The following is a 26258-nucleotide window of genomic DNA, read 5'->3' as shown; positions in this document are numbered from 1 at the left end:
CCGTTTGTTGCGGACGTGGGAAATAAGCCGCCTTCCTTGAACTTTATCTAGCCTCGAGTTATTGGAGGTTACTGTTACTACTCGTAGAAGTGCACTTCCAGAAGAACACAGCCTTTCTCTGATGAAAACGGGCCATGGTAAGTCTGTGGGGGACGACACGCATAGGTGTTAGGAGTGAACACTTCCCTATTATCCCCCTTTCCGACGGTTAGATCTCCTGAGACCAAGTAGACTTCTTCAAAGTAGTCATGGATGAAAGGGTCATCGGTGGTTGCCCCTGGGAGAAAGCGCAGCAAACGGGTTCTGGTTCCTTTACCATTCTCCTCATCTAGCCGTCCTGAAAGAATTTTTTCTTGTATATCAGCTGGATACCCTGGTGGAGAAACCCAGCCTTCTTCCAGGTTAATGACGTGAAATTCTTTGTGTTCCTTAAACATTTCTACTCCTGATTCAGTACGTTGAAGATTCGGTATTGGTGGGTTAGCCGACGCTTGAGGACCGGGTCGACTAGTGAAACGGAGAAAAAGCTGGCGTAATCGATACCAGCCTTCATTGGCACTGTGCCCATGAAGAGCGCCAAATTGTCGGTACCTGTCGAAAAAAATTGCTCATAGTTGGCAAGCAGTTCGGTAGGAGACATCAGAGAAGCTATCGACCCTTCTTGATAAAGCACCTTCGTGTTATCTAGAAGGATATGACTTTGTAGTATAAGTCTGTTCCAGTGCGGTTTCACATCTGAGTATCGCCACACTTCCCTCGATATTGGCTTGGGACAGCACTGTTTGGACAGGAGAACCTCCAACTTCTCTGCTTTTCGGTCTGTGTGGTCGGAACCGACGCCCACATAGAGCTCGTTTTGATCAAAGTACAGGATCGCTTCGGCTTCGCCGGAGGTCATTTGCCCTGCAACCTGGATGGACGCTTCCTGGGTAAGAAGGTTGGTCCCTGCTGGGTAAAAGGCAGGGACAGTTTCTGGTGCAGATACTCCAAGCTCCTCAAGTTCATGGATATGCCGGTTTCTTTCTGCTTCATCTTTGCCAGTCCAGCCTGCTATGATGAGTCGACTGATATCAGGTTCGATGACTCTCCCATCGCATTCAAACTTCACGTTACTTCTCCTTTATTGTCCAAGATACGTATTCAGCAAGCCGCTTCACTCCTTCCTGGATTTGTTCAGCAGAGACATTGCTGAATGACAAACGGATTTTCTGGCTGATGGAGCCAGCAGGCATGAACATGCTCATTGGTAGCCAGATGACTCTGAATCGAGTTGCGCAGGTATGCATGGCATCTTCATCGACGAAAAATGGCAGGGTTACAACACAGAAAAAACCACCTTGCGGCTCTGTCCAGCTGACATCGGAACGGGCACCAAAATATTCCCTCAGGCAGTAGATGAGATGATCCCGTTTTGCTCGGTAGATAGTGACCTGCTCAGCAATGTACCCCCGGACAGAAAAGTAGTTTTCTTCAAGGATACCTCCAATAAGAGCCTGAATGAGGCCGGGGACATGATTGCTACCGAGACTCTTGTAGGTGGAAATAACTTGAGCCAATGAGGAGTGTGTCCCATCTATCATAGTTGTTTGTCCGGTTACGACATAGCCTGCTCGGATTCCGGGACAGATGGTTTTCGAGAAAGTTGAAATGTAAATAACATGGTTGGTGGTATCCCATGCTTTGGCCGGTCTAAACGGATCTCCGTACCCGATGTAGCCATAGGTGTTGTCCTCGATAAGCAGAATGTTCTTATTCCTGCACAATTCTACTAGCCGCTCCTTGGTTTTATCTGGCATCAGAGTACCGCTAGGATTGGAAAAATTGGGGCAGCAGTAAACTGCGCGCACAGGGTTGGCTGATTCCGTTTCCGTATCTAGTAGCGATAACAGCGCCTCAGGTGTCAGACCAAATTCGGATTCTTGAAGGTAGTGGGTTTCAATTCCTAGCATACGAGCGGCGGCATCAACTCCAGAATAAAAGGGGGTTGAGATAACAAGACTACCTGGCTTTTGGCGTTTGAATAGTGCTTGTAGAGTGAGAAGAATAGCTTCTTGGGCTCCGTTTGTGATTACGATCTGATCTTCTTCTACTTCCAGATTATCGTCAGTGGCCAGGTGTTGTCTGATGTAATGGCGGGTGATCCCCATCGCTGAGCTGTAGTTGCCCAGAAGTGAAAAGGTGTTCGCAGTTTGCCAGCCTTGCTCGATGGTGTGTCGGGTAACGAAACGCTCGATGTAGTGGCTGTAGCGATCTAGTCTATACCGGTCAGCCTGTGGGCTTCCGGATGTAAATGAGATAGCCTCGGGATAGAGCGATGAGATTTCATTCAGCAAGTTGACAGCATTCATGGCACGGGGTATTCCAGCTAGGTGGAGTATGGCCTTATTATTCATCCTATTCCTCCACTATTCTATGTCGGTTTTCAATCCCGAACCGGATAGAAATGACGGTTACTATTAGACTGCAAATCAAGAAAAAGACTATTGCCATATTGGCAATAGTCTCTGTCTGGAACAGGCTCACTATCGACATGGTCAGCGAGCTGATCACGATAAATACAGTTCCTGTCATGGCTCCAGCGACGCCAGCCTTATCAGGGTGCAAGCTTAGGCAGATCCCAAAGTTGCGCGTAAACACAATGTTGACAGTGAAGATAACGAAAAAAGACGGGATAATGTAAGACGTCGTAACCCCGAACCCCAGCTCATGAAAGGCATAGATGGTAATCGACAGGCACAGCGCTAACCAGGCAGCGGCTGGTTGGATAATGTTGTCGTTATAGCTAGAAAATAACAGTCTATTGGTGAAACTACCGATCAGCCAGGCTGAGCCGACGAAGATAAGGATGTTTCCGTATTCGATGGCACTGAAATTGTGGCGGTCAATCAGGATGTAGGAGCTAAACACATTGAAGGTATAAAGTAATGATAGGCATAGCCCAGCCAGTGAAGCTGACAACATAAACCTGACATCACAGAGAAGCCGGATGACATTAGCACTGGATTCGCGCATAGATACTGTCTGATGGGTAGAGGTCTCTGGTAGCATAAGTATGACCAGCAATGCAGCCACAGCAGCATAGCAACCAAGGAAATAAAATGAAGCTCCCCAGCCGGACAGCTCCAGCAAATGAGCGCCGATAAGAGGGGCGACGATTGGACCAGCACCCCAGGCGATGACTAGGTAGTTCGACACATTTTTGCGCTGCTTAGGTGAGAACACATCAGTCACCACAGAGCGTGCAAGAGCCGTCGATCCGGCTACTGCGATCCCCTGAAGACAGCGTAGCATGATCAGTTCAGTTGCGGATGTAATGTGGGGGATCCAAGCACTTACTAGTGCGAAGGTCACAAGAGAAAACAGGATAGGTCCCTTTCTGCCTACCACGTCAGAGACCACACCATAGAATATCTGGCTGATCCCGTAGCCGAACACATAGGCGGATACCGACAAGGAAATAACTGTTTCTGGCGCCCCCATCCAACTGGAAATGTACGGAAGAGAAGGCGCGACAATATCAACCCCCATCCCTGACAGGGGAGTAAGTAGAACGATGATTATAAAGATTGAACGGTGTTTGAACGAACTACTCATATATATACCACAACGTCGTCTAGGCAGTGCTCGTATCCTTGAGCTTAACTCACCCTAGGTTCTACATCCCTTCATGACCAATGACTTTTCTGTCAGGTAACGTGACAAGAGTGCTGGAAAATTGAACAGTCAGGCTAGAGTTTGTCTCAAATAATAAAAAGAACTTTTTTCAATTTATTATTTAATATGTGATCAGATGCATACTTTTTGTTTCGTATTGGCTTTTTGGGTTAATATGTTTGAAAAAATGGGGTTCTGTTGCAAAGTTGGGCAAGTGATCCCTTCCCTTATTGTGATTGGAACTCCATGTTTTTTGAGATGCTCGACACGGTGCTGATATATTGATCGACCGCTTGAACAAAACGTTCGATGCCATACTCACCCTTAGAAATGCGGTCAAAATCCCCTTCCCAAATAGCGGAGATATCCAGCCATAACTTCATTTGCAAGGATATATGAACGCTGGGCGGCATCCCGTTATCGCGCCCTTGCAAATGAGAACCATGGAGAAGGACTGGACAGCCAAGCGGCTCCAGAAAGTGATACTCAAACAGAAGGAAACTTCTATGACACAGCAAACGCAACCCCAACTCTCTCTACATGGCAAAACAGCGATCCACGTTTCGCCGTGGGGCACGAAAGCCCTTTTAAAAATGATATCTCTGTAGAGCTACACTCAAATCGAGCTTGAACAACCGATAAAATAACTTGTCTTTATAGACAGTATTATAAAATCGGATGCTTATGTATGATTTAACCCAATCTTTTTAATCAACATTGGTTACTAAACATGCTCCAAGATCAGTTGTACGATTTTGCTGTAGGGTTGCTGGCAAAGCGAGATTACTCATCTGGCGAAATGCGCCGTTCTCTTTTTCGCCAAGTCAATGACGTCGAAATCGTTAATCGAGTGATGAACCGCTTGTTATCTCATCATTATCTCGATGATGCGCGGTTAGCTGAAAAGGAAATATCAAAACAGCTAGGCAAGCTTCATGAGCTGTCACGCATTAAGCAAGACTTGCGGCAGAAGGGACTCGATCCTCTCGTAATTGAACAAGTTCTTGAAGATACTGATGTGGACTGGTTTGAGATTTGTTTGAAAGCGAAGGAGAAGAAGTTTGGCGATAGCCAGTCTCAAGACCAAAAAGAGAAGGCGAAGATGATCCATTATCTTCAGTACAGAGGGCATTCACTGTCTGTAATTTTAGAGGGTAGTGATCTCTTACTACCGATGCTAAATCATTACCTTGTTCGCTTTATAGATCAATACCGACGTGTGCAAACTATCGCCCCACTGGTTAACTCTCCATCTTAACTGGCGCCCCCCCCCTCTGGCAGGATTGTTGTCACTGTTAAAAATTAACCAGTTAGGGCGTAAGCAGAATTCATTTGTCTCGTTATTCTCCATAAAGAAAAGAAGCCATACTCAAGAAATTGTTGCCTCCATATCCTCGTTCTATTTTTGAAGTGGTAAAAGGAGAAGACATCACCAGAACAATGGCCAGCACAAACGAAGCTCGCTGTCGTTGCTGAAACTTACACGATGACCGAACATAAACTTAGTACGTATTGTCGCTCAAAGGGACTTTACCCAGAGCAAATTCATACTTGGCGTGAAGAGTGTTTACACGGCTTTAGGTCACAGAAGGAAAAGGAAGCCCAAGCGAAACAGCAGTCTCGAGCGGACAAACTGGAGAGCAAAGCTCTGAAAAAAGCTTCGATACAAAGAGAAAGCCTTAGCCGAAACCAGTGCGCTATTAGTTCTGCGAAAAAAACGGGGAAGAGGACGAGGACGTCAACGTGCTCGCAAGAAAGTAGCACAGCCAAGCAGTTATACAGCGATAGCACCGAAACAGGTATTGATGTGGGATATCACTTACTTGCCAGCAATCGTGAGAGGCCAACACTACTATCTGTACCTTATTGAAGACATCTACAGTCGGAAAATCGTTGGCCATGAAGTCTATGAGCAAGAGAGTGGTGAAAAAGCGTCTCAGCTCTAGGGGCAGTTACCTAATAGCTACGTAAAGTGCCAACTTCTTGCTTTAGATATCAGATGACCCCAAAGCATTAAGCTTGAGTGAGTTATATAATTAAGGTTGAAAATACGGAAGGCATGAGGGCCTTCCGTCGTTCAAGTAGATTATAAGATGAGGTGAGTACTACTTGCTTACACTGATCATGTCATTAAAGTAGTCAACTTGCTCTGCCATGCTCAAACCTTGGTTGTTTGAACCTAGCGTCCACATGAAGAAACCACCGTAACCGTTATCTTTCTGCCACTTAGCACGGTCTAGGTTGTTTTGACGTGTTTCAACAAAGTTGCCACCTGGCGCCCATTGGCTGTTGATCGTGTTACCTAAAACAATCTTCGACTTGTCTCCAATATATTCAGCATAGTTCGCCATCGCGACGTCGTAGAGGAAGTTCCGACCTGCGTCATACGTCATTACGTTGAAGAAATCGAAGTCGTTCTTGGTTGCTTTCAGCAAATCGATAACTTCACCGTGGTGAGATGAACGGCCAGATGGTTCAATGTAAGAACAGTTTTCGAACACACTCGCATCCATACACTCAACTGGGTCTGCACCTACGTGGTAAGTCGTTAGAGACAGAACCTTCGTATTGCCTACTTTCTCACGGATCAGTTTGATCAGAGCAGTCAGATCTTGGTTCTCTTTATCCGTGATACGAGCGGCTTTCTCGAAGTCAAAATCTAATCCGTCAATGTGTACGTAGCCCGCTAACTGGTACTTACTGTAATCACAGCTACCATCAGGTTTTGATGCAAGACATTCACCTTCCATCTCTTCTGGTGTTAGATTCTTTTTGTACACAGGGAATGGAGTATGTACCAAATCAACCAATCCAGTCGCGACCGCTTCACGGCTTTGCGGCGTACTGATCGCTGACCAAATGCTTTCATACGTTTGACCACCGAACGCCACCATCATAGTCACGTTTTCATTGTCATGCTTAAGTGTTGACCAGGCTAGGTACTGCGTTGGCATCCAATCCGGATTGTAATCTGGTGGCGTTAGCATGCCATCAGAGATAATAATGTTACCGCTCGCGTCCCACTTACCAAATGACAATAGGTAACCATCACCCTCTGAATTGAACAACTGCTCGTAGTCAGTCAAACCCCAAGACGTTAGGTAACTGATAGAGCGATCTGGGTTATCGACTAAACCGCCACCGCCTGTGCTTTCTTTTACCGTAATGTTAGACGTTGCCGAGATCTGCTCTTGGCTTGATATGTTTACCGCTTTGGCAGTGATAGCGTAAGCGCCGTTCTGCGCACCTAGCCATTCGTATTCGTATGGCGCTTCGGTGTCTTTAAACAGTTCATTGCCATTTGCGATAAAGCTCACAGATACAATGTCGCCTTCGTAACTCTTCGCGTCTGCTTTGATTGAAATCGCACGACCTTCAAAGTAGCTCGAACCATCAGCAGGAGATGACAGCGAAACCACTAGGTTTTTATCGGTGATCGCCAGAGAAATTGGTGCTGATTCTGCACTTGCCCCTTGGTCATCGTATGCGACGACGGTTAGTGTGTATTGGTCTTCGTCCTGTGCAGGGACCGCAATGGTGTAAGTATTGCCTTGTGAAGGAGTGCTTGAAGTTGCCACTACTTGGCCATTCAGTTGAACGTCAACGCGAGCAACTTCAGTATCGTCAGTCGCATCGACAATCACATCGAACGCTTGGTTTGGTGCAATTTTTTGTCCATCTTGAGGAGATTGAACATCCACCACTGGAACTGGGTTAGGGTCACATTGCCCTACTTCATCCCACGCATCTTTCCAAGCACCTGGATAATCTGGATGACCTGTTCCCGGCGTCCAAACAGGGTTTCCACACCAACCTGCTACGCTACATGAATAGATGTTGCCGATATTCGTAACTTCATCACCCACCTTGTATGGCATGCCATCTTCGTATTGAGGAACATCGCCACAACTGGTGCCCGTATCTGTCACAGTAATGGTTAGGCTCTTGCGAGTAACATGTTGTTCGTCATCTTGGGCTTCTGCGCGAAGCGTTGCGGACCCCGCAGTTTGCGCAGTCCAATCACAAGTGAAATCTTGTGTCGTTTTCGCGTCTAACTGACATACTTCAGCATCGTTAGCAAAGAACTTAACCGTCGCTAAGTCATCATCCGCATCGGTGATATTTGCTGAGATCGCAATCGTGTTACCTTTTTGATGAGAAGAGCCTGCGTCTGGTGAGATAAACTCAATTACAGGAGGATTCGGCGCGGTAGATTCTGATTCAACAGTGACTTGTACCGATTGCTCAGACAGCTTTTTGCCACTCTCATTGAACGCCATGATAGCAATTAAAGCGGCACCAATTTCCGCTGGTAGCCAAGCTTGTTGATACTCGGTCGTTCCTTCTACTATAGGTTGTCCTGCTAACTTGGTATTGTTGACCCAGAACTCTAGCTTGCTTGCACCTTCACCCTCTGCGCTCGTGATAATGTCTACATTCGAGCCAGTATAAACCACAGAGTTTTGTGCCGGTGCTAAGATATCCAAGGAGAACTCTGGTGGGGGAACAACTTCACCATCAACTTTGACCACTACAGAATCTTCAAACGCATTGAGATCCTTCAGTTCGCCGCCAAAAGAGATGGTTAACGCCGCCGACTCACCAGATGCCAATGCACTGTCTACCCAAGAACCTTCTGGGAACTTGAGCGTTACCGCGTTCAACACGCCTTCGGCTTGTGTTGTATGAGCAATCTCCCATGATGGGTATGAAAGGTGATTTGACATCCAACCAATGTCGTTAATTGCGACTGGCAGTACGAACTCAATCACGGCTTCACGCATGTCTGCGCTGTCTGAGTCAGTGTTTTTTATGTTTAACTTATAAGTACTCCAGTATTGGCTTTCTGATTGGGCAACAGCGTCGGTGCTAAACTCTGTCGCTATGGCTTGTGAAATAGGATTTAATAACAAACCTGAGCAAAGCATTGCGTAACCTACAAAGGACTTTCGTTTTAATATCATTTAATTTCCTTACTTTTTAATATTGCAGCCAGAATGTTATTTGGTCAGCGATACTGAGTAAGGAATCGGTTGCATTTTGTGAGTCAACCTCACAAAATATTTCCTTTTTTTATAGGCATAGATCCAATCGAATGGAATTACACCGACAGATATCTATAAAAAGTAGCTTGAGAGATTGAAAGTGATTCACAAATAGAGTCCACTGATAGCGACTGATTTTGGTACATTTGCTTTGCCATTACTACTTTAGAATTATTCAAACTCACCTTGGGTCGACCTCCTTTCGACCGCGAGCTCGTGCCGTTTTAAGTCCTGCATTTGTCCGTTCTTGAATTAATCGACGTTCAAATTGTGCTAAAACCCCAAAAATATTAAACATGAGTTCACCCGAAGCAATTGTCGTGTCAATCGAACCATTTTGAATAAATTTAAAACCAATACCTTGTTCTATCAGAGACTCAATTAAGCCAACCAGATGAAACATGGTTCTATCGCAAATATTTGTAGTGACGTGACAAACCAATCCTTCAGATACAATTATTCTACGAGCGCATAAAAGCGCTCGCAAGCAGTATTTCCTACAACGTCTACTTGACCACGTTTGAGCATCGTCCACATTTCTCGGCCATGAAGACTTGTTGTCGCTCCTTCTATTGACTTCCAACCCAAAGCTTGCCGCGTTTTCTGCTTAACCCAGCGGTGACTTTGTTCAACGATGTTGTTCGGATATTTTATGTCCAGAATTTCAACAAGTGCCAGCATGAAGTAACCCGTCAACCAGAGTTGCACATTCAGGACACCTAATGCTGCGTAGTTACTTTTGCTTTCATCAATGACCACATTTATCGACAGTACGATAGTAGTAAAGCCATTCCCCTTTGACTTTAATGTAGGTTTCATCCATCCGCCATGAGCCAGACACCGTCTTCTTTTTACGACGGAGGTTGTGCTTTAGGATAGGCGTAAATTTGATAACTCAACGATTGATGGTGGCATGGTCAACAATCACACCACGCTCGAGTTGTATTTCTCCAATTTCGCGATAACTGAGCTTGTAAGCTAAGTAGTAACGGATGGTTTCAAGAATAACTTCAGAGGGGAAGTGACAACCTTTAAACATTAAAATTCAGAATTCTACGTGATCATTGGGGCAATTCTAGCTTAAGAAGGCTCATTTTGCGACAGAACCCAAGTTAAGCCAATTATTTGGTGTTAACAGAACACATTTCTAACTGTCTCAAAAAACGACCGTTTTTTAAGACTATCGAACTGACTCTTAAGTATTGGGAGTGATTGAAATTCGACTTTTCATATCTAATTCAAACATGCCATATGAATTTCCGCGATTTCGCAAATGATTTCAACGGGAAAATGACAGCCTTTAAACATTGGGATTCTCAGAGTTTTAAGTGCAGGTTGAAAAATCTTAACTTAGAAGGCCAAACTTTGCGACAGAGTCACGACAAGCACATCGCTTTTAGCGGCAGCAAGTGCCGCTTTAGCGTTAAATCCAGGAAAGGAGCTTCTACGTTTTCTAATCATAATCTGCTCTAGTATTTCTTGGTACTATCAAAACGGAACAATCACTTAAAGTCATGCCTAAAAATCGAAGGCCACTCGTAACTTCAGCATTACATATGGAGCCTAAGTCTCAATTAAAAAGCTTTACTCTAGGGTTGATGAGGCTTTGTTGCGTAAATCGATGGAACTAAATCAGGAAGTTACGATCTGATCGGCTACATCAGCTAATCACCCTAGCCTTATGCCGAAACCTCGTTACAAAACAACTAACTGGGGTTCTGCACCGGAACCGCCTATAAGGACATCCTTCAATAGTCAATATCGGTTCTTATGCGTAACATATCCGTTGATATCGTAAAAAGGTTGCGGACAGCGAACCTATAAACGGTCATCAATGCAGCGCACCAATTCTTCTGGCTGGCTACGGACCCTGATGAAAAACGCACACCTGAGACTCCATTCGAAATGCGGACATCAATCTTTTTGGATAATCTATTCTGGCGGTTCCACGAGTACCCTCGGGCGTAGGTCCTGACCTTTAACTCATCAACAGTTACTTATCACGCGGTGGTATTATTTATTTTAATCTGTACTATACTGGAGTTCTAAATTCATCCTGCAGGTGCAACATTGCCCAACACATACGCGCATTTTTTACCGCTATGGCGACCAGTGCTCGGCCATAACCACGACGTTCCCGTATTTGCAAAGCCCAGAGACTGACAGGATCGGTTTTCCCTACTGCACTTGCCAGTAATGATTTGGTTCCAAGAACCAGCAGTCTGCGCAAATATGAGTCACCTTCCTTAGTGATCCCCCCTAGTTTCGTCTTTCCACCGGAGCTATTCTGCCTGGGTACTAATCCTAACCATGCGCTAAACTGACGTCCGTTTTTAAAATCATGCCCATTGCCGATGCTAACGACAATAGCAGTGGCTGTTACTGATCCTATACCTCGTAACTGCATCAATCGTTGAGCCTGTGTGTCATCTTTGGCCAGTTGTTTGATCTGGCGCTCACTTTGTACGACTCGTTCCTGAACATGATCGGGCTCACTAATCAGCTCAGCGATAACCAGACTACAGTAACCTGGTAGTTCCTCCAGTGTTTGGTGTACTCCCTGATAAAATGCTTTGTATGCTAGTGGAAGGACTATACTAAGTTCACTCAATATGCCCCGGATTCGATTGATGAGTGCTGTTCGCTGTGCCACATAACCCTGGTGCGCCCGATGAATAAACAATTTATCCTGTTGTTCGACGGTTTTAATCGGTACAAAACGCATATTTGGTCTGGTGACGGCCTCACAGATTGCGGCGGCATCAGCTGCGTCATTTTTTCCGTGTTTGCCGCCCATCCGATATGGTGCAACAAACTTTGGTGCCATGATCCGAACTGTATGCCCCAACTTCCCGAATTCGCGGGCCCAGTAATGAGCTCCTGAACATGCTTCCATCCCTATCAGACACGGAGGCAAATTGGCGATGGGCGCGAGCAACTTAGCGCGCCTGACGTCAGAACGAACCAGTTCAGGTTTGCCCGCCGCGTTGACTCCATGAACAGCAAAGATATTTTTGCCAGATCTATTCCAATGGTTACGATTGTCATGAGAATTTCCTTCAGGGTTGGGGATAAGGACTGGTACCTTATCTTGCCATTTTCACTATCCTCGAACACCTGCCAAAAGGTGATTCTAGGATGGGGATGTCCCTTTCATTCGAAATTTCCGTTACCCTAGTTTGAGACCCGCAACTAACTCATCTAAATCAATAATTTCATTACTGTTTTGAAAGGTATAATGGCCGTTCAGTAAAATGTGTTGCCAGGCCACCGGTGATATCCGAGTTAGAACATCAATGCCTTTAGTATTGTCTTCCGCTTCCAGTCATTCTAGTAATCGTGCCAGGATTGCTGAGTTGTAATAGATGATTGCGTTGGAAATTAACCGACCACATTGGTTGCTGATTTCCGTTTCTATGTCATTTTTTCCTGTTAATTCCTTCTTTCCACCAACTTTGGCTATTGCAGCACGTAAATGGTGATAAGATTCAACCCTGTTCTGGGAACGCCGTATATTGCGCTCTAACTGCGGATCTCGCAGATACTTCAACGTGTAAATGCTACGCACCAGTCGGTCATATTCGAACAGAGCTTGTCTTGTCGGGTTGGTTGTTGAATATGTGCACAATTTTCGGACTAGCGTCCCTTGCGTCATTTCTTTTAACCCGAGAGTGGCCACGATGCGATCAAGATTGTTTTTTCACGACTGATAAGGTCAAGATCAATTCGTCCTACGGGTTGAATTAGGCAATTTTTATAGACCGATGGATTTCTGGTGCAATACAGATCCTGTAGCTACTTGTTCAGATCTGTAAAATGAGGCTCAAAGCGCAAGCCAAACCAATGCAACATCGCAAAGTTGGCTTTGCTAAGACTATGCATATCACCGGTGATAGATGTGGGTTTTACCTCTGAGGAGTTTCGGTACCAGATGTCAAAGACATGGTGAGCTTCATAGTCGTTTGTCCCAATTAGATAGCCGTTAATCGGGATGTGGTTGCACAGCATCGTGTAGACTACTATACTTTTACCTCGGCCAAAGTATTTACGTGAATATCGTGCCTTTACAGTTGGTCGCTCTACCCCGAACTTTTGTCCGTCAACAGCACCATAAAGCGTTTCAGGATCAAAGGAATAGTATGGGAAAATCGGTAGTGCCTCTATCGCGTTGGCAATACAGTCATTAGCTGTGACAAATGACGCAAAGTGAAGATATTGTTCGTATGTGCTTTCTAATACATGAAATGGAATATCGCTCGTTCGGGCCACATGATTACCATGATTCATCGCTTGAGCAACGATGACCACCATTAAGTAAGCTGTCAGTATCAGCAGTCTTTTTAGCATAACAGGGCTGCAATGATTTCATGGTGTGAAGAAAATTACACTGTCCGTTAACAAACTGGAAAACGTAAGCCACATCACAAAATGGTCGCTGTTCATAAAATCGCGTATCCTGAACCTTATTACAATTGATAGCGGGTTTATGCCAGGTCAGCTTCTGCGTTTCTTTATCGTATATCACATGCTTCAACTTCCCCTGTTTCAGTTCGCGGTTAAATGCTTTCCATTGCCGGTGCAGTTCAAACTCCAGCTTCCTTAGTTGTGTTTTGATTGGCTTGTACAAAAATGGGACATTCATTTCAGCCAGCACCGTCACTTTTTTCCTTCTGGTACCAGTTCATCAGAAAGATGGCGATGACGGAGGCTATTGTTAAGGTGGAGTTTACCTGCCTGAAAGCGTTTTCTAATCTGTCGGTAGAGCCAGAACTCATAACGCCCGGCATTCAGTCCAATGACCTCACCACTCTGGTCAAACTCCAGCAAATACGGGCGTAATCGTTTGGGTAATGTTCCCTTTGAGCATTCTATTAGTGGTCGCTGCGAAAGCATCTGCTTTTTACCAAACACTACCTTAAGCCAGTTCATGGCTTCAACCCACGGACTATCGCTGACTACGCTGTTGAGGTCGAGCGACAGAAATAATGGTCGAAGGTGACGCCAGATTAACGCAGTCATACCATCGACAGCTTGCCACTGTAATGCCAGTTTGCTAGCGGGTTTTACGCTCATGCGCTGAGCGGTGGTTTGCAGTGTCTCCCGCGGCATAATCTTCCAAGCTCTACGGCGGACTTCGCCAAAAGTGGTAAGGTCTGAGACACTATCATCAACATAAAGAGACAGCAGTCGTCCAATCTTAGGCGTTTCACGCCGGTGTTTTTCTTGAACGTCAACCAGAATCTGCTTAGCTACACGGTAACTCTCATCCTCGATCTTTTTCAAATGGAAAAACATGGCTTCCACCAAGTTATCGCTGAACCGACGATAACGAACCCATGCATAGCACAGCAGATAAAGGCGTGCCTGCTCGAGTTTCAATTGACGCAGATCGTAAGTAGTATAGAAATTTGCCAGACTCGCGTAGCACAGCAGGTTTTATGGTGCTGTGGCTCCAAAATAGTTCGTTTTTCCCTTTCTTGGTTCATCTGTCTCCATCTGGAGTCACACGCATCTTGTCTGAGAATGGCAAGGCGGGAAAGGGTTTCATCGCGTTCAATCAGTTTGTTCAAATGACCAATAGTAGTGTCATCAAGTTGTTCCGTTAAAACACGTCCCAACCTCTGCCTTTCATCAGAAAGCACCTTGCTGACCAGTTCTTGGAGTATGGTAAGCCGGGTCGGATAATTTTGTGCTCGTTGAGCCAGATAATCAGCTCAGTGGCAACAAACCCGGAAGTGATATCGCGGTAAACAATATGGACAGCTTGTTGTTCAACCAATGAAGACAATGCCGATGACCACTGACGATAATTATACAATTTGCAGATTTTTTCTCTCTGAAGTATAGCGTTCATATTTAGAGGGAGATTGGACTGGAAGTGATTCTCCAGGAAAATAACGACTTAGGATAAAGTTGCAGTCGTCCAGAACATCATGCCAATTGAAGTGAAAAAACAGACTTTTGGCTTTAAAATAAGCAATCTGAAGAATGCAACAAAGCTGCGTATGAAGCCCTTTTCGACTGTTGACTAACGCTAACTCCGATTCATCCATAACCAAAAACTCTAACCGCTGTGCATCATCGAAGTCAGGGAGGCCGTAGAGAGCTTCTTGTTCAGTATTACTTAATACCGCTAGTCGTTCGCTTTTACCTACGGCTTTACCACCACTCGCCATCTTGCACCCGAAATTAATGTCCGTAAGAGGATCGTTCAACGGACAGGTTTGGAGAAGGGTCGCATTGACGGAGACGGGAGAGTCGAAGTGTATCATATAACTGGTACGATTTATTTATCAATGAAATTACCTTATAAGTACAGTTTCACGTTATGAACACAATATGGGTGGGTTATGCCCGCTTCTCGACGGACAAGACAAATCAAAGCACTCATCGAATTAGGGGGAGAAATCAGTATTTACGGCAGAGCCCAACTTTGGAACCTGGTTAGAGGGTAAATTCTGGCGTCTCCCTGTTTCATTAGGGGGGTAGTGCTTAGCCAAATAATCCAGAATAATAGGTTCATTGACAGTTAGTGGCCACAATCCCTGAGTTTCTTGCATCCAGCGAATGGACTCCTGCCAAGATTCACGGCTCAAACGACTCTGAACAATAATAGCTGCAGAATGGCAAACGGTACAGTTTGCCCTGACTTCCTCAAAGCCTTTATCCATCACTAATCCAGTGGCCCTATCACGTTCAACATCCTGCTGGGCGATAGCACTACAAGAAATAGCTAAACTAAACAGTAAAAGTCTTTTTTTCATACTAAGATTCTCATATGATTTGCACCGCAACTCTATGGCAAGCATTATTCAGATACCCTTTTGGGTTCCACTCAGGTAATACCATAGGTTGGGAAATACCATCACTGTCAGTCGCTTTTGCCCAAACTTCATAATAGCCTTTTTTCGGAAAGTTCAGTTCAGTTTCCCAGTGCTGCCAAGCATTTTTATTTACGGCTTTTGCCAGCCTAGCTTCCTGCCAAGTTTGACCAAAGTCGGTAGATATATGCATCTTTTCTACCGTTTTATCTCCCACCCAAGCATGGCCTTTAACAACAAATTTATCGCTTAACCTATGCCTAATGCCCGATTGTGGATAGGTAATCAAAGATTTTACTGGCATTGCCTCAATGATACACATCATATCATCAGCTACTTTGGTTCCAGGGGCGACAGGCTCACAAGGAACCCGATAAGCAGGAGCCTCCATCTTTGCACCATCGTGGACTTTATTGCGGATCGATATCCCTGTTAGCCACTTACCGGACGTTGAGGCAGGCCAACCACCGATAACAAGCCGCAACGGATATCCATTCATGGCGGGAATGTCCTCGCCATTCATCGCCCAAGCAATTAGAGTCTCATTTTCCAGTGCTTTCTCAATTGGTACACCACGAGATATTGCTTCTTTATTTGGGTCTCCCGATAAGTGGGAGTCTGCACTATGATAACCGATATAAACCGCATCATCCTTGATACCACAATCTTCCAGAACATCTCGTAGTCGCACTCCAGTCCATTCAGGTGAACCGACCGCACCAGTTGTCCATTGATTGCCTTTGGCTGATGGACTAAATTCAGCCCGACCATTACCGCCGCACTCAATAGTGAGCTGATAAGTATAAGATTTGAACTTTTGTTTAAGCTCTTTGAGGGTATAGGTTTTACTGATTTTTACCGACTCACCACTGATAACCAAGTTCCAATTTTCAATATCAACATTTTGGGGAGGTAAACCATTATTACGGACAAAGAGCTTGTCAGCTGGGGTCACCAAGTCATTCAGCAAGTGCGCAGGAACCTCTGCGTTGATTGGTCGGTCGTTTAACACAACTAGCCCCGGGTCTTTACCGGATATACGAAAACTCTCTGTGGTTTCAGCCAACGCTGCCGGAATCAGTCCTGCTGGCATAAAACGGCCAAAAACTACTTCAGCCCCTAACAGAGTGCTCATCGTCGTTAACCCAGTAATAAACCCACGACGGCTGATAGGATCGCTAGTGCGGCCAAATACCATTTTATCCGCCATAAGAGGATCCTTTTGGTAAAGTTCTCTTATGCCTTTCTCTACTCGCTTATTCTGTTTCATTATCAACCTGACAGTATCTAATTGCGTAGACTACAAATAAATACAAAATAAGAACAAAAAAGCAACAACTATTCGTAGAGGTTTCCACAAGATTCTAAAATATCCACGAAAAAATCGCACTCCGTCATCTGAAATGCACAGGTCTAGTTTACTTGAAGAGCTTCTGCACTCTCCATATCTACTAGAGCTTCGCATCATTGCTTGCCGTTATTCTTATACGATATTTGCAGCACTCGTTTTTAATCCAGTTCGCGCCCCTCAAGGCATTCATTTTGTGGTGCCTAAAATCCCCAAGAGAAAGTACTACCGTTCTTCCCAAAAAACACTAGAGGGGCTGATAAGTTTCGCTCGCTGCTCACGAAAGCATTATGAAAAGAATGCTTTCGGTATCTCACTAACAAAAGAGGAAGTCCAGTCAAGTGTTCAAGCCTGTCGTATTCACAGGAAAGAGAAAAACTCAATACTCACGGAAAGAAATTGGAAACGGCACATTTACCTAAAAGCAGCCATTCAAGCAGCACTGGAAGATATTGAACGTCAATCAACGAACACAGCGGTGCATAAAGACTATTTCCACCTGAAATTAGGACAATCCCAAACTCCATTCAGTGTGGTTCCCGCTCACCCAGAGCCAAGAAGAAAAGCACCGAATAGATAGCGTCTTTAACCCAACATAAGGAAATAAAATGCTAGGAAAAACAACAGGCATTTGGTTTGAAATCGACGAGAAGGCAAACCGACGCCTCACCGCCTCTGCAAAAGCCAACAAAAGAACGAAACGTCAAGAAACCAATTTTCGGCACTGCGATCACCTATCAAAATTTAACGACAGCATGAAAAGCCGAACCACAAACTAGTTGGCGAGCTTTTGGCTACTTAAAATCTACTTACTGGACGCAACAAGATAAGGAGAACCTACGTTAAGTGTGGAGTTCTACCTCCATTAATGCATTCATATTGAACGGACCAACTGAGATTTTATTTATAGTTCAATCATTAGTTCCATTCGGTTGTACTATGCGTAAAAAGCTGAGCCCGCAAGAAGTCAAGTCCAGTGCAAAGGAAGCAATCATTGTAGGCCAATTGGTCTTTCCTGAGCTTGGGAAAAAACAAGCAGCATCCCTTTTTCTTCAATACCTCTTAGGTAGAAAGCAAGCGGCGATATTGCTTGGCATCTCAAGCATATCGCAAAGAAGCAATGCCCATAGAGCAAAGTCCACACTTAGAACCAAACATCAAGTTAACGATCCTCAAATGTTAATCATTAAACGCTTAGCTCGATTAAAACTCGCACAGTGCTCATACTTCAATTATCAAAAATGGAAGTAATATCACGGTGAAAATTTCAAGATGCATACCCCGGGGTATGCATGTACTACTTTGACAAATATTAATAAAATTGGTTATTCTATAACCATCATAAAAATACGTTGGTAGGGAAGATAAATATCCCTCCAGGCTTAAATCAAATAACGCTAGAAAAACGCAACAAAAAAGCGTTACCGGTTCACAAAAACCATCAAGCATTCAACGGTGAATGAATAATTCTCCACTCAATTTTATTTGTTGATGCATTTTAGTGCAGGGTTGATATCACCTATAAAAAATCAACCATAAAGGATTCTATCCTTAAATGTGTTTTATAAAGAACGCTAATTAGTAACATAGTCAAATAAAACTATTATTCAGTTACCGCAAAGAGCGCTAGGCAGCGCGGAGATGCGTAATAACCCAAAAAATAGCCATTAACCGCCCGCCTCTGGGGCGGAGACCATGCCCAATATTGGAGACTGGGAATACCAGGGAACCTTGTTATCACTCTGAAAGAGCAGAGTTCATTGGTTTGTGCTTCTTTGAGTGCAAACCAATGTCATGATAGGGAGGACGACTCATGCGTAAACTTAACGTCATCTATGGCTACTGTGATGAAACCAAACAAGAGTGTTTACTTGAAGAGCTTCTTCACTCTCCATATCTACTAGAACTTCGCATCATTGCTTGCCGCCATTCTCATACGATATTTGCAGCACTCGTTTTTAATCCAGTTCGCGCCCCTCAAGGCATTCATTTTGTGGTGCCTAAAATCCCCAAGAGAAAGTACTATCGTCCTTCCCCAAAAACACTAGAGGGGCTGATAAGTTTCGCTCGCTGCTCACGAAAGCATTATGAAAAAAATGCTTTCGGTACCTCACTAACAAAGGAGGAAGTCCAGTCAAGTGTTCAAGCCTGTCGTATTCACAGGAAAGAGAAAAACTCAATACTCACGGAAAGAAATTGGAAACGGCACATTTACCGAAAAGCAGCCATTCAAGCAGCACTGGAAGATATTGAACGTCAATCAACGAACACAGCGGCGCATAAAGACTATTTCCACATGAAATCAGGACAATCCCAAACTCCATTCAGTGTGGCTCCCGCTCACCCAGAGCCAAGAAGAAAAGTACCGAATAGATAGCGTCTTTAACCCAACATAAAGGAATATAATGCTAGGAAAAACAACAGGCATTTGGTTTGAAATCGACGAGAAGACAAACCGACGCCTCACCGCCTCAGCAAGAACGAAACGCCAAGAAGCCAATTTTAGGCTCTGCGATCACCTATTAAAATTTGACGACAGCATGAAAAACCGAACCACAAACTAATTAACATTTTTTGGCTACTTAAAATCCACTTACTAGACGCAACAAGATTCGGTTGTACTATGCGTAAGAAGCTGAGCCCGCAAGAAGTTAAGTCTACTGCAAAGAAAGCAATCATCGTAGGCCAATTGGTCTTTCCTGAGCTTGGAAAAAAACAAGCAGCATCCCTTTTTCTGCAATACCTCTTAGGTAGAAATCAAGCGGCGATATTGCTTGGCATCTCAAGCATATCGCAAAGAAGCAATGTCTATAGAGCAAAGTCCACACTTGCAGCCAAACATCATGTTAACGATCCTCAAATGTTAATCATTAAGCGCTTAGCCCGATTGGAACGCACACAGTGTTCGTGCTTCAATTATCAAAGACGGAAGTAATATCACAGTGAAAATTTCAAGATGCATACCCCGGGGTATGCATGTACTACTTTGACAAATATTTGTTTCATCGTTAGCTTTAAAAAAGCTATTATTCCTTTCCCCTTTTTCAACGACGTAAAATATAGAAAAGCCAGATTAAATGCTCGATTACACATTAATTTCTTGCAATAAACCGTTAGATACACCGCGATCACCCCCCTTAATTAATTAGCGATGCATAAAGAAAAAGGAACTTAAATTATGGAGAATACATGCAAACGTTGCCATAAAAAAACCGTCAATCACGGGCGCTTCTGTAATGACTGTTTTTATCCCGGCATCGAAGAAACGTACGATGAATATCAAACCCTTCTTGATGAAGGCCATCGTCGAATTCAAGCCGCCACTATGTCCGACTGGCAAGATCCTGAAGAAGCCGGGACATTCGCATAAAAGAAACACGGGGTTGCCTCAAGCCCTAGCGACATCATCACTTGAATTAGCGAAGAAACCAAAGCGACTTCGCTAGCACTGTCAACATAAGGAGCCCCAACAATGCCACAAATTCAAATTAACTGGCTAAGCCCCTGTACTCGATGCCAATACGAAGGACCGCATCAAGTGAACACCAATAGCAGCACCATCCATCAACTGAATACAGGCGACACCGTCAGCTGCGGTCAATGCCAACATACAGGATGCATTGAACAGCTCGAAGCAGGGGTTGCTGAGTGCTATTGGGCAGAAGTTACGTAACACCAACACGGTTACTGGCTCGCTCATATTAGAGGCTAGAAAAAGGCAATGTCATGGATGCTCCCCCAACCTACGGAGACTGACGATGAACCCCAAACTCAAACGTCATCGAACGTTAGACAATACAACCACCGTCCTAGGGCTCCCTGTCGAACTGTTCGCGATGGTCGTACTCTTTGCCAGCTTTGGTATCGGACTTTTCATTTACTTAGCCGGATGGCTCACGGGGCTGATACTGTCTTTGGTGTATATCGTGGTTCTCTTTGTTCCGCTCAGCGCCATTCATAAAGATGACCTTCACGCCTGGAGACTGTGGATTGATATTCTCAATCACACCGAACTTACCACCTATCACACGTTACCTAAAGACATTCGCATTATCACTCCAAAGGGAACGCTCCCTTTAACACAATGGACACCATCACTATGATTCGTTTACTTACGTTGCCACTGATGTGGCTATTAAGCACGCCTGCTTTTGCTCGCGTTTCTCTTGGCACCAGCACGGGACCCTTTGGCCAAGTCACCGCGTTCTTTCAAGCCATCATCGACTTTTTAGGCGGTCCTGGCACTTTATTTGTGGTGTTTATGGCGCTGTGCTGCGGCATTGCCCTTTGGATCTTTATGCCAAAGCAAGCAGGCAGCGCACTCGGTTGGGTATTTCGAGGCTGCATTGGCGCCATCGCCCTCTTTAGTCTTGGTACCGTGATCACTTGGATACAGAGTTTTTAATATGACCGCACTCAATACCGTTATCCCGACGGTGGCGAGCATTAATGAGGGCGTTCTGACTGACACTGGCGACCTGCTTGGCGTACTATCACTCTCTGGCATTGAACCTAGGCTCAATGCCAAGCAAAAAACCGCCATCACCTTATTGCTTCGCCATATTCTTCAAAGGCTCCCTTTTGAAGTCACGCTCAGTCAGTACTACCTTCATTTTGATTCGCCGCCCCTACACTTTAAACCACGAACCCACCCAAGAGCCGCGTTGCTCTCTACGCGCCGCGCTCAGTTTCTAAACCAAGAGCGACATCTTAATCAAAGCGAGCTCTATTGGGCTATCACCATACCGCCTCAAGTTCGCTTTAATGCGCTTAACCGTGGTTTTTTAACCCTGTGTTTAAGTGCTATTGTCGATAGCGACAAACGCGCGCAGCTTTTCCAAGCGCTCTCTTATCGGGGATGCACACTGCTTGAAGAAACTGCCCTACAAGCTCAGCTTGAGGCGCTCGATGACACCTTAGCCAGTATCGATACGGGATTGGGGTTTAAAAGCCTTCAAAACCATCGCCTCTCACCAGGCGATATCTATAACCTGCAACGCACGTTAATCGAACTCAACCCAAAAAGATTGCAGTCCGTACAAAGCGCCCCACAAAGACACTGGGATACGTTACTTGCAAATGCTTCTGTCACTCCCATCATGCATCAGGGTATTCACACTTTGAAAATTGAAGGAGAAAACGTGGTCTACGCGCGCATTGCCTCTATCACCGGCTGCGGGCATGACGCTTTGCCAGAAGCCGCTTTTGTTTCTGGGTTAAACCCTGTGATGGAAAAAGGCAATTACTTGCTGCTTTCTAAATTCAGTCCTTTTAGTCGAGCGCAAAAACGTCAAATGATTGCTGATAAGGAACAAGCGCTTTACCGCTCACAGCTCTCATTAATGGATTTGGTTACCGGTCAGTCCGGGGGACTAGATGTGCGTAAAAAAATCGAAGCCAATCCGGCGTTAAATAACACCATGAAAGCCCTAGAAGCCATCTCAAACGACGATGACCATTACGGGCACTACAGCAGCACACTGGTGGTGTTTGAGCCCTCACCTGAGGCATTAAAGGTAAGCATCAAGCGCCTCAGTAACGTCTTAGAAAACTCTGACTTTCATTTGCTTTGGGAGAACGTCGGGCTTTTGCGCGCTTATGAATCCATTTTTCTTGGCGCGCGATCACTGCCTTACCGACAAAGCGTCTTAAGCACCACGCAAGCCGCTGCGCTATCGCTCTTTTTTCGTTCAAGCAAAGGCGTGCCGACGTGGATGCATGGTCTAAAACAAGAAGAAGCCGTGTATGTGTTTGAAACCGATGATGGCGTGCCGTTTCACTTCACCCCTTTTGTGGGTGAGAAATGCCTCATCGCGTGTGTCGGTCCCACACGAAGCGGAAAAACCTTCTTAAAGCTATGCCTTGCCAGTCACTTTTTTAAGCTAAGCGGTCAATATTGTGCGCTTGATGTCGATGCGGGCTCAGAGCCCGCCGCACGATTTTTTGCCGATGACGGCGCCATTTTCCGTTTAGATAGTGCGCAGACCACTCAAGGCTTCAACCCTTTTGAACTGTGTACTGGCGAAGATGACGACCACTTTTCCAGACACATCACGCACCTGATACTACTCATGCTTGAGAAAAACGAATCCCCAGAGCTTCGAGTGCTCACTGCCAATGAACAAGAGGAGCTTAACCACGCGATTCGGCTCACCATGAGCGCCGCACCACCACTGAACACCTTGTCCGCCCTTTTAGGGCAATGCGGCCCCAGTCTGAATAAGAAACTGGCGCAATTTAAGCGAGGCGGTAAATACGGCAACCTGTTTGACAACGATGTGGACGCCATTGGTGCCTTAGACAAACCGTTCTCGGTCTACAACATTCAAGGAGTTAAAGACGATAAAACCCTCAGCGCACTGGTCAATACCGAAGTGTTCTTTCGCACCGTCAGACTGTTTGAGCACCCCGATTATCGAGAAAAAGCCAAGTTCCTCGATGTCGATGAATGCCAATACATCTTAGCCCAACCAGGTGCGGCGGAGTTTTTAATTGCCAAAGCCAGAACCTGGTTCAAACATGGGGGCGGAATGGGATTTTGGACGCAATCCCCCAAACACTACCAAGACCTAGAGGAATGGGACGTACTGCGAAGTGCCTGCACCACGTTTCTTTTCATGGCGGATGGGGAAATGGATAAAGAGGCTTATCAATCCGCGTTCCCATTTCTAAACGATGACGACTGTGACGTGATTTTAGGTCTTAAACGAAACCAGCAAGCCTACATCCTTCAGCCTGAGCTTGGCATCAAAACGGTGATTAACCTCTTTGTCGAAAAAGAGCAATACGTCATTGCCACCTCTACTGCTCATGAGGCCGCGGTCGCTAATCGCATCTTTACCTCAGAGCCAGATGTCGATAAAGCCATTGATAGCATTATTGACACGCTTGGCCTGTAACCTAACCTAAAGGAGGAGCCTATGCGACTCTACCGTATACTGCCCTTAACCTTACTGACCCTCAGTATTCATTTAGCCACCACGCCTCAACCGGTAAAAGCCTCCGGTTTTCCTGTGATGGATGTTGCCAACCTCCTGCAAGCCGTTACTCAATACACGCAAATACTCAAAGATTATGAGCAAATGCTGGCACAAACAGGGCTAAACATTAATCAGCTCACCACATTGCTTGACCAATACACGCAGACGATGAGGGAGTATCAAGTCCTTCTTAATCAAGTCAGTGCCCTTGAGCGTAAATTAGAGCAGCGAGATTACCCAGGGCTGCATCGAGACATTAATCAGCTTTACGAGGACTACCTCAAAGAGGAGACTCCAACTCAGCCAACCGCCAGCACTCAGCGTTATGCGGACATACCCGACAAAGGCGACCTGGATGTGTTGTCTCAAAACGCCATTGGCGCCACCCCAAGCCATCTTAATCAGGCATACCGCTTAGCCAGTGACAGCCACACCAGTGCCAGCGAGCGGGATTACTACCGCCGCTCAAACGCTCAAATCCGTGCCGATATCGCTCATTTGGATGAGCAGCGACTCAGCTTAGGCGATCAAAGTGAGCTCGCCACTTTGCAACTTATCGTCGAGCAAAACCAAATCCTAATGGAGCAAATAGCCAACCTCAACGAGATGCAACTGGCCAACATGAGTTACAGCAATCAGTTTGAGCAGCAATCGGCCCACGCAGTGCTCTCTGCCAAGATCGCTCAGCTAAAGAAAATTGAAGCGGTGAAAGCGCAGGGCATCTCTATTGATGAAAAGGAGTATCGCTTTGAATAACAGTCTTTTCCTTACGGAGTTTTTTGCGACCGTCAGTCATTTCATCGGTCAATTATCCGCACATCCTGACTGGGCGTTTTTTATTAGAGCGTTACTTGTCACCCTCGTGGTCATCGTGTTCTTTACCGAAGTGGCCAAGTTCATGTTAACCGGTCTGGACGTCCCTTCCATCGTGCAATCGAGCTTGATGGTCATAGCCACACTTTTGTTGTGGGTCAACTACGATACCGTGTTTTCCATTTCGCACGCCTTTTTTGATGAAGTAGGCTTAACCATTTTAGACGTAGGGACTGGCAATCGAGACGGTTTTTTTCTATCTAAATATTTCTTTCATGCGTTAAACCAAATCTACGTCGAAGATTTATCGATTTTCCAAATGACCATGGCGTCAATGGTCATGGCGATATTGTGGGAGCTCACCACATCCATCTTGCATCTGCTGATGTGGCTAGTAGGCGCTTGGGGCGTATTGTTGGTCGCCATGGCCAAGATGATAGGTCCGTTATTTGTGCCTTTACTCGCCCACCCTGCCACACGTCCTTTTTTTGACGGGTGGTTTCGATTCACTTTAGGGGCACTCATGCTACTGATACTCCTACGCGCCGCAGGCGTCATTGCCGCTCTCGCCTTTAAAGCGCAGTTAACCGTATCCAAACTCCTTGATTGTGGCTCGAGTCTTGATTTTTCAGGATGTCGTCAAGATAACCCCACGCTCAGCGCCGTTCCCTTAGAAGATGCAAATATCGGCATCTCAGACATGCTCATTATGATGGTGCTGTGCATGATACTCATCTTAAGTGTGCTCGGTATTACCAAAGAGTTAGTCGGCGGTGTGGCCTCACCAAGTAAAGCACTCAATCGAGGCGCCGGACAAATGGCCGCCAAACTCGCCACCAAACTGATGGGAAGCCCTGTATAAAGGAGACTTGCTATGACCCCTTTCCCTTTAACGCCAACCGCCAATGAGCCAGTCGAAGACGAGAGCCCCGTTAACCCTCACGCTCTGCTACGCAGTGAACGTAATCGACTGTATATCCTGTGTGTTGTACTGGCGCTTTCAGTCAGTCTCGCGCTCGTATTTTGCTTTTTTGCGTTTCAAAAAGCACAAAATAATAAAGAGCTAATTTACGTGAAGTTAGCACCGAATGGCTCTTGGTCTGTGGTGGATTATCAACCAGACGATTCTCAGCTCTACTTCAAAACCACCATCGATGCTCTACTGACACGTTTTGCCATCAGTCGCTACGGTGTCACGCCCGCCACCATTGCCGATGACTGGGCCGAAGCCAAGGCGCTCATGGCACCCTCAATGGCGGCGCATTTTGTCTCACCTAATGGGTTTAATGCCATTGAAAAAGCCGCTTCGCTTGCTAAAAGTCGAGACAATATCACTATCCACGTTCGTAATATTGAGCACTATGACCAAGTGACGGCTACCGACTTTTCAGGGCAATCACGCACTCGAATACGCAGCAACGTGTATTTTTCACGAGAGCGCAGCGCCCAGCATTCTGAATCATTAGTGCTCAGTCTTCAGTGGCAACTTATGGACAAACGCTCACTGTCAGAAGAAAGCATGAGCTTTCTAAGACTCAATCCTATCGGGCTTCAAATTACCGACGCCCAGCTCAATATCGAACGCCAATAACCCCGC

General features: G+C 45.5%; 23 protein-coding genes and 4 pseudogenes. 15 read left to right on the top strand and 12 right to left on the bottom strand.

Features of this window, described 5'->3' with window-relative positions; translation table 11 throughout:
• Positions 1-77: 77 nt before the first annotated feature.
• The 5 genes from LY387_RS26405 to LY387_RS26385 form a co-directional block, all read right to left on the bottom strand.
• Positions 78-437 carry a cupin domain-containing protein gene (locus tag LY387_RS26405; protein ID WP_234497906.1) on the bottom strand — a complete coding sequence of 120 codons (360 nt, stop codon included), beginning with the start codon at positions 435-437 and terminating at the stop codon, positions 78-80.
• A 2-nt stretch (positions 438-439) separates the two neighbouring features.
• Positions 440-1108, bottom strand: a complete 669-nt coding sequence (locus tag LY387_RS26400; protein ID WP_234497905.1) for a DUF2848 domain-containing protein — start codon at positions 1106-1108, stop codon at positions 440-442.
• A 1-nt stretch (position 1109) separates the two neighbouring features.
• Positions 1110-2393 (bottom strand): PLP-dependent aminotransferase family protein, encoded by a 1284-nt coding sequence (locus LY387_RS26395; RefSeq protein WP_234497904.1) that lies wholly within the window; start codon positions 2391-2393, stop codon positions 1110-1112.
• Position 2394: 1 nt separating this feature from the next.
• The gene (locus tag LY387_RS26390) at positions 2395-3594 is read right to left on the bottom strand and encodes an MFS transporter (protein ID WP_234497903.1); all 1200 of its coding nucleotides are present in this window, start codon (positions 3592-3594) and stop codon (positions 2395-2397) included.
• 287 nt (positions 3595-3881) lie between these two features.
• Complete coding sequence (locus LY387_RS26385) at positions 3882-4037, bottom strand: hypothetical protein (protein WP_234497902.1); 156 nt, start codon at positions 4035-4037, stop codon at positions 3882-3884.
• A 347-nt stretch (positions 4038-4384) separates the two neighbouring features.
• Between LY387_RS26385 and LY387_RS26380 the strand changes: the two genes are divergently transcribed.
• Positions 4385-4912, top strand: coding sequence for a regulatory protein RecX (locus LY387_RS26380; RefSeq protein WP_234497901.1), 528 nt, complete (start codon positions 4385-4387; stop codon positions 4910-4912).
• Between the two features lie 523 nt (positions 4913-5435).
• Positions 5436-5597: pseudogene (locus LY387_RS26375) on the top strand (IS3 family transposase); the annotation flags it as partial.
• 162 nt (positions 5598-5759) lie between these two features.
• Here LY387_RS26375 and LY387_RS26370 read toward each other — a convergent pair.
• The 7 genes and pseudogenes from LY387_RS26370 to LY387_RS26340 all read right to left on the bottom strand — a co-directional run bounded on the left by LY387_RS26370 (position 5760) and on the right by LY387_RS26340 (position 16730).
• Positions 5760-8618, bottom strand: a complete 2859-nt coding sequence (locus LY387_RS26370; protein WP_234497898.1) for an Ig-like domain-containing protein — start codon at positions 8616-8618, stop codon at positions 5760-5762.
• 262 nt (positions 8619-8880) lie between these two features.
• The gene (locus tag LY387_RS26365; RefSeq protein ID WP_234497896.1) at positions 8881-9102 is read right to left on the bottom strand and encodes a recombinase family protein; all 222 of its coding nucleotides are present in this window, start codon (positions 9100-9102) and stop codon (positions 8881-8883) included.
• A 53-nt stretch (positions 9103-9155) separates the two neighbouring features.
• Positions 9156-9738: pseudogene (locus LY387_RS26360) on the bottom strand (IS6 family transposase).
• A gap of 993 nt (positions 9739-10731) precedes the next feature.
• Positions 10732-11747, bottom strand: a pseudogene (locus tag LY387_RS26355) (IS110 family transposase).
• Between the two features lie 121 nt (positions 11748-11868).
• Positions 11869-14875 (bottom strand): annotated as a pseudogene (locus LY387_RS26350) (Tn3 family transposase).
• A gap of 219 nt (positions 14876-15094) precedes the next feature.
• The gene (locus tag LY387_RS26345) at positions 15095-15463 is read right to left on the bottom strand and encodes a hypothetical protein (protein WP_234497894.1); all 369 of its coding nucleotides are present in this window, start codon (positions 15461-15463) and stop codon (positions 15095-15097) included.
• A gap of 10 nt (positions 15464-15473) precedes the next feature.
• The gene (locus tag LY387_RS26340) at positions 15474-16730 is read right to left on the bottom strand and encodes a sulfite oxidase (protein WP_419153483.1); all 1257 of its coding nucleotides are present in this window, start codon (positions 16728-16730) and stop codon (positions 15474-15476) included.
• A gap of 193 nt (positions 16731-16923) precedes the next feature.
• Between LY387_RS26340 and LY387_RS26335 the strand changes: the two genes are divergently transcribed.
• From LY387_RS26335 to LY387_RS26275, 13 genes are all read left to right on the top strand, one after another.
• A complete protein-coding gene (locus tag LY387_RS26335) occupies positions 16924-17448 on the top strand; it encodes a hypothetical protein (protein ID WP_234497892.1) in 525 nt (174 codons plus the stop codon).
• Between the two features lie 28 nt (positions 17449-17476).
• Complete coding sequence (locus tag LY387_RS26330; protein WP_234497891.1) at positions 17477-17647, top strand: TraY domain-containing protein; 171 nt, start codon at positions 17477-17479, stop codon at positions 17645-17647.
• A gap of 160 nt (positions 17648-17807) precedes the next feature.
• Entirely contained in the window at positions 17808-18119 is a 312-nt protein-coding gene (locus LY387_RS26325; RefSeq protein ID WP_234497890.1) for a hypothetical protein, read from the top strand.
• A 562-nt stretch (positions 18120-18681) separates the two neighbouring features.
• Entirely contained in the window at positions 18682-19245 is a 564-nt protein-coding gene (locus LY387_RS26320; RefSeq protein ID WP_234497889.1) for a hypothetical protein, read from the top strand.
• 28 nt (positions 19246-19273) lie between these two features.
• On the top strand, positions 19274-19432 hold the full coding sequence (locus tag LY387_RS26315; protein WP_234497888.1) for a TraY domain-containing protein: 159 nt from the start codon (positions 19274-19276) through the stop codon (positions 19430-19432).
• Between the two features lie 614 nt (positions 19433-20046).
• Positions 20047-20238 (top strand): hypothetical protein, encoded by a 192-nt coding sequence (locus LY387_RS26310; protein WP_234497887.1) that lies wholly within the window; start codon positions 20047-20049, stop codon positions 20236-20238.
• A gap of 102 nt (positions 20239-20340) precedes the next feature.
• Positions 20341-20541 (top strand): hypothetical protein, encoded by a 201-nt coding sequence (locus LY387_RS26305; protein WP_234497886.1) that lies wholly within the window; start codon positions 20341-20343, stop codon positions 20539-20541.
• 85 nt (positions 20542-20626) lie between these two features.
• The gene (locus LY387_RS26300; protein WP_234497885.1) at positions 20627-20971 is read left to right on the top strand and encodes a hypothetical protein; all 345 of its coding nucleotides are present in this window, start codon (positions 20627-20629) and stop codon (positions 20969-20971) included.
• On the top strand, positions 20968-21273 hold the full coding sequence (locus LY387_RS26295; protein WP_234497884.1) for a hypothetical protein: 306 nt from the start codon (positions 20968-20970) through the stop codon (positions 21271-21273). The genes LY387_RS26300 and LY387_RS26295 overlap by 4 nt, the downstream gene beginning before the upstream one ends.
• Before the next feature lies 1 nt (position 21274).
• Complete coding sequence (locus tag LY387_RS26290; RefSeq protein ID WP_234497883.1) at positions 21275-23767, top strand: VirB4 family type IV secretion system protein; 2493 nt, start codon at positions 21275-21277, stop codon at positions 23765-23767.
• A gap of 21 nt (positions 23768-23788) precedes the next feature.
• Positions 23789-24604 (top strand): hypothetical protein, encoded by an 816-nt coding sequence (locus LY387_RS26285; protein ID WP_234497882.1) that lies wholly within the window; start codon positions 23789-23791, stop codon positions 24602-24604.
• On the top strand, positions 24597-25523 hold the full coding sequence (locus LY387_RS26280; protein WP_234497881.1) for a type IV secretion system protein: 927 nt from the start codon (positions 24597-24599) through the stop codon (positions 25521-25523). The genes LY387_RS26285 and LY387_RS26280 overlap by 8 nt, the downstream gene beginning before the upstream one ends.
• A 12-nt stretch (positions 25524-25535) precedes the next feature.
• The gene (locus LY387_RS26275; RefSeq protein ID WP_234497880.1) at positions 25536-26252 is read left to right on the top strand and encodes a conjugal transfer protein; all 717 of its coding nucleotides are present in this window, start codon (positions 25536-25538) and stop codon (positions 26250-26252) included.
• Positions 26253-26258: the final 6 nt, after the last annotated feature.

This window comes from Vibrio maritimus (assembly GCF_021441885.1).
GTDB classification, from domain to species: domain Bacteria; phylum Pseudomonadota; class Gammaproteobacteria; order Enterobacterales; family Vibrionaceae; genus Vibrio; species Vibrio maritimus_B.
This window is presented reverse-complemented; position numbering and strand designations above follow the sequence as displayed.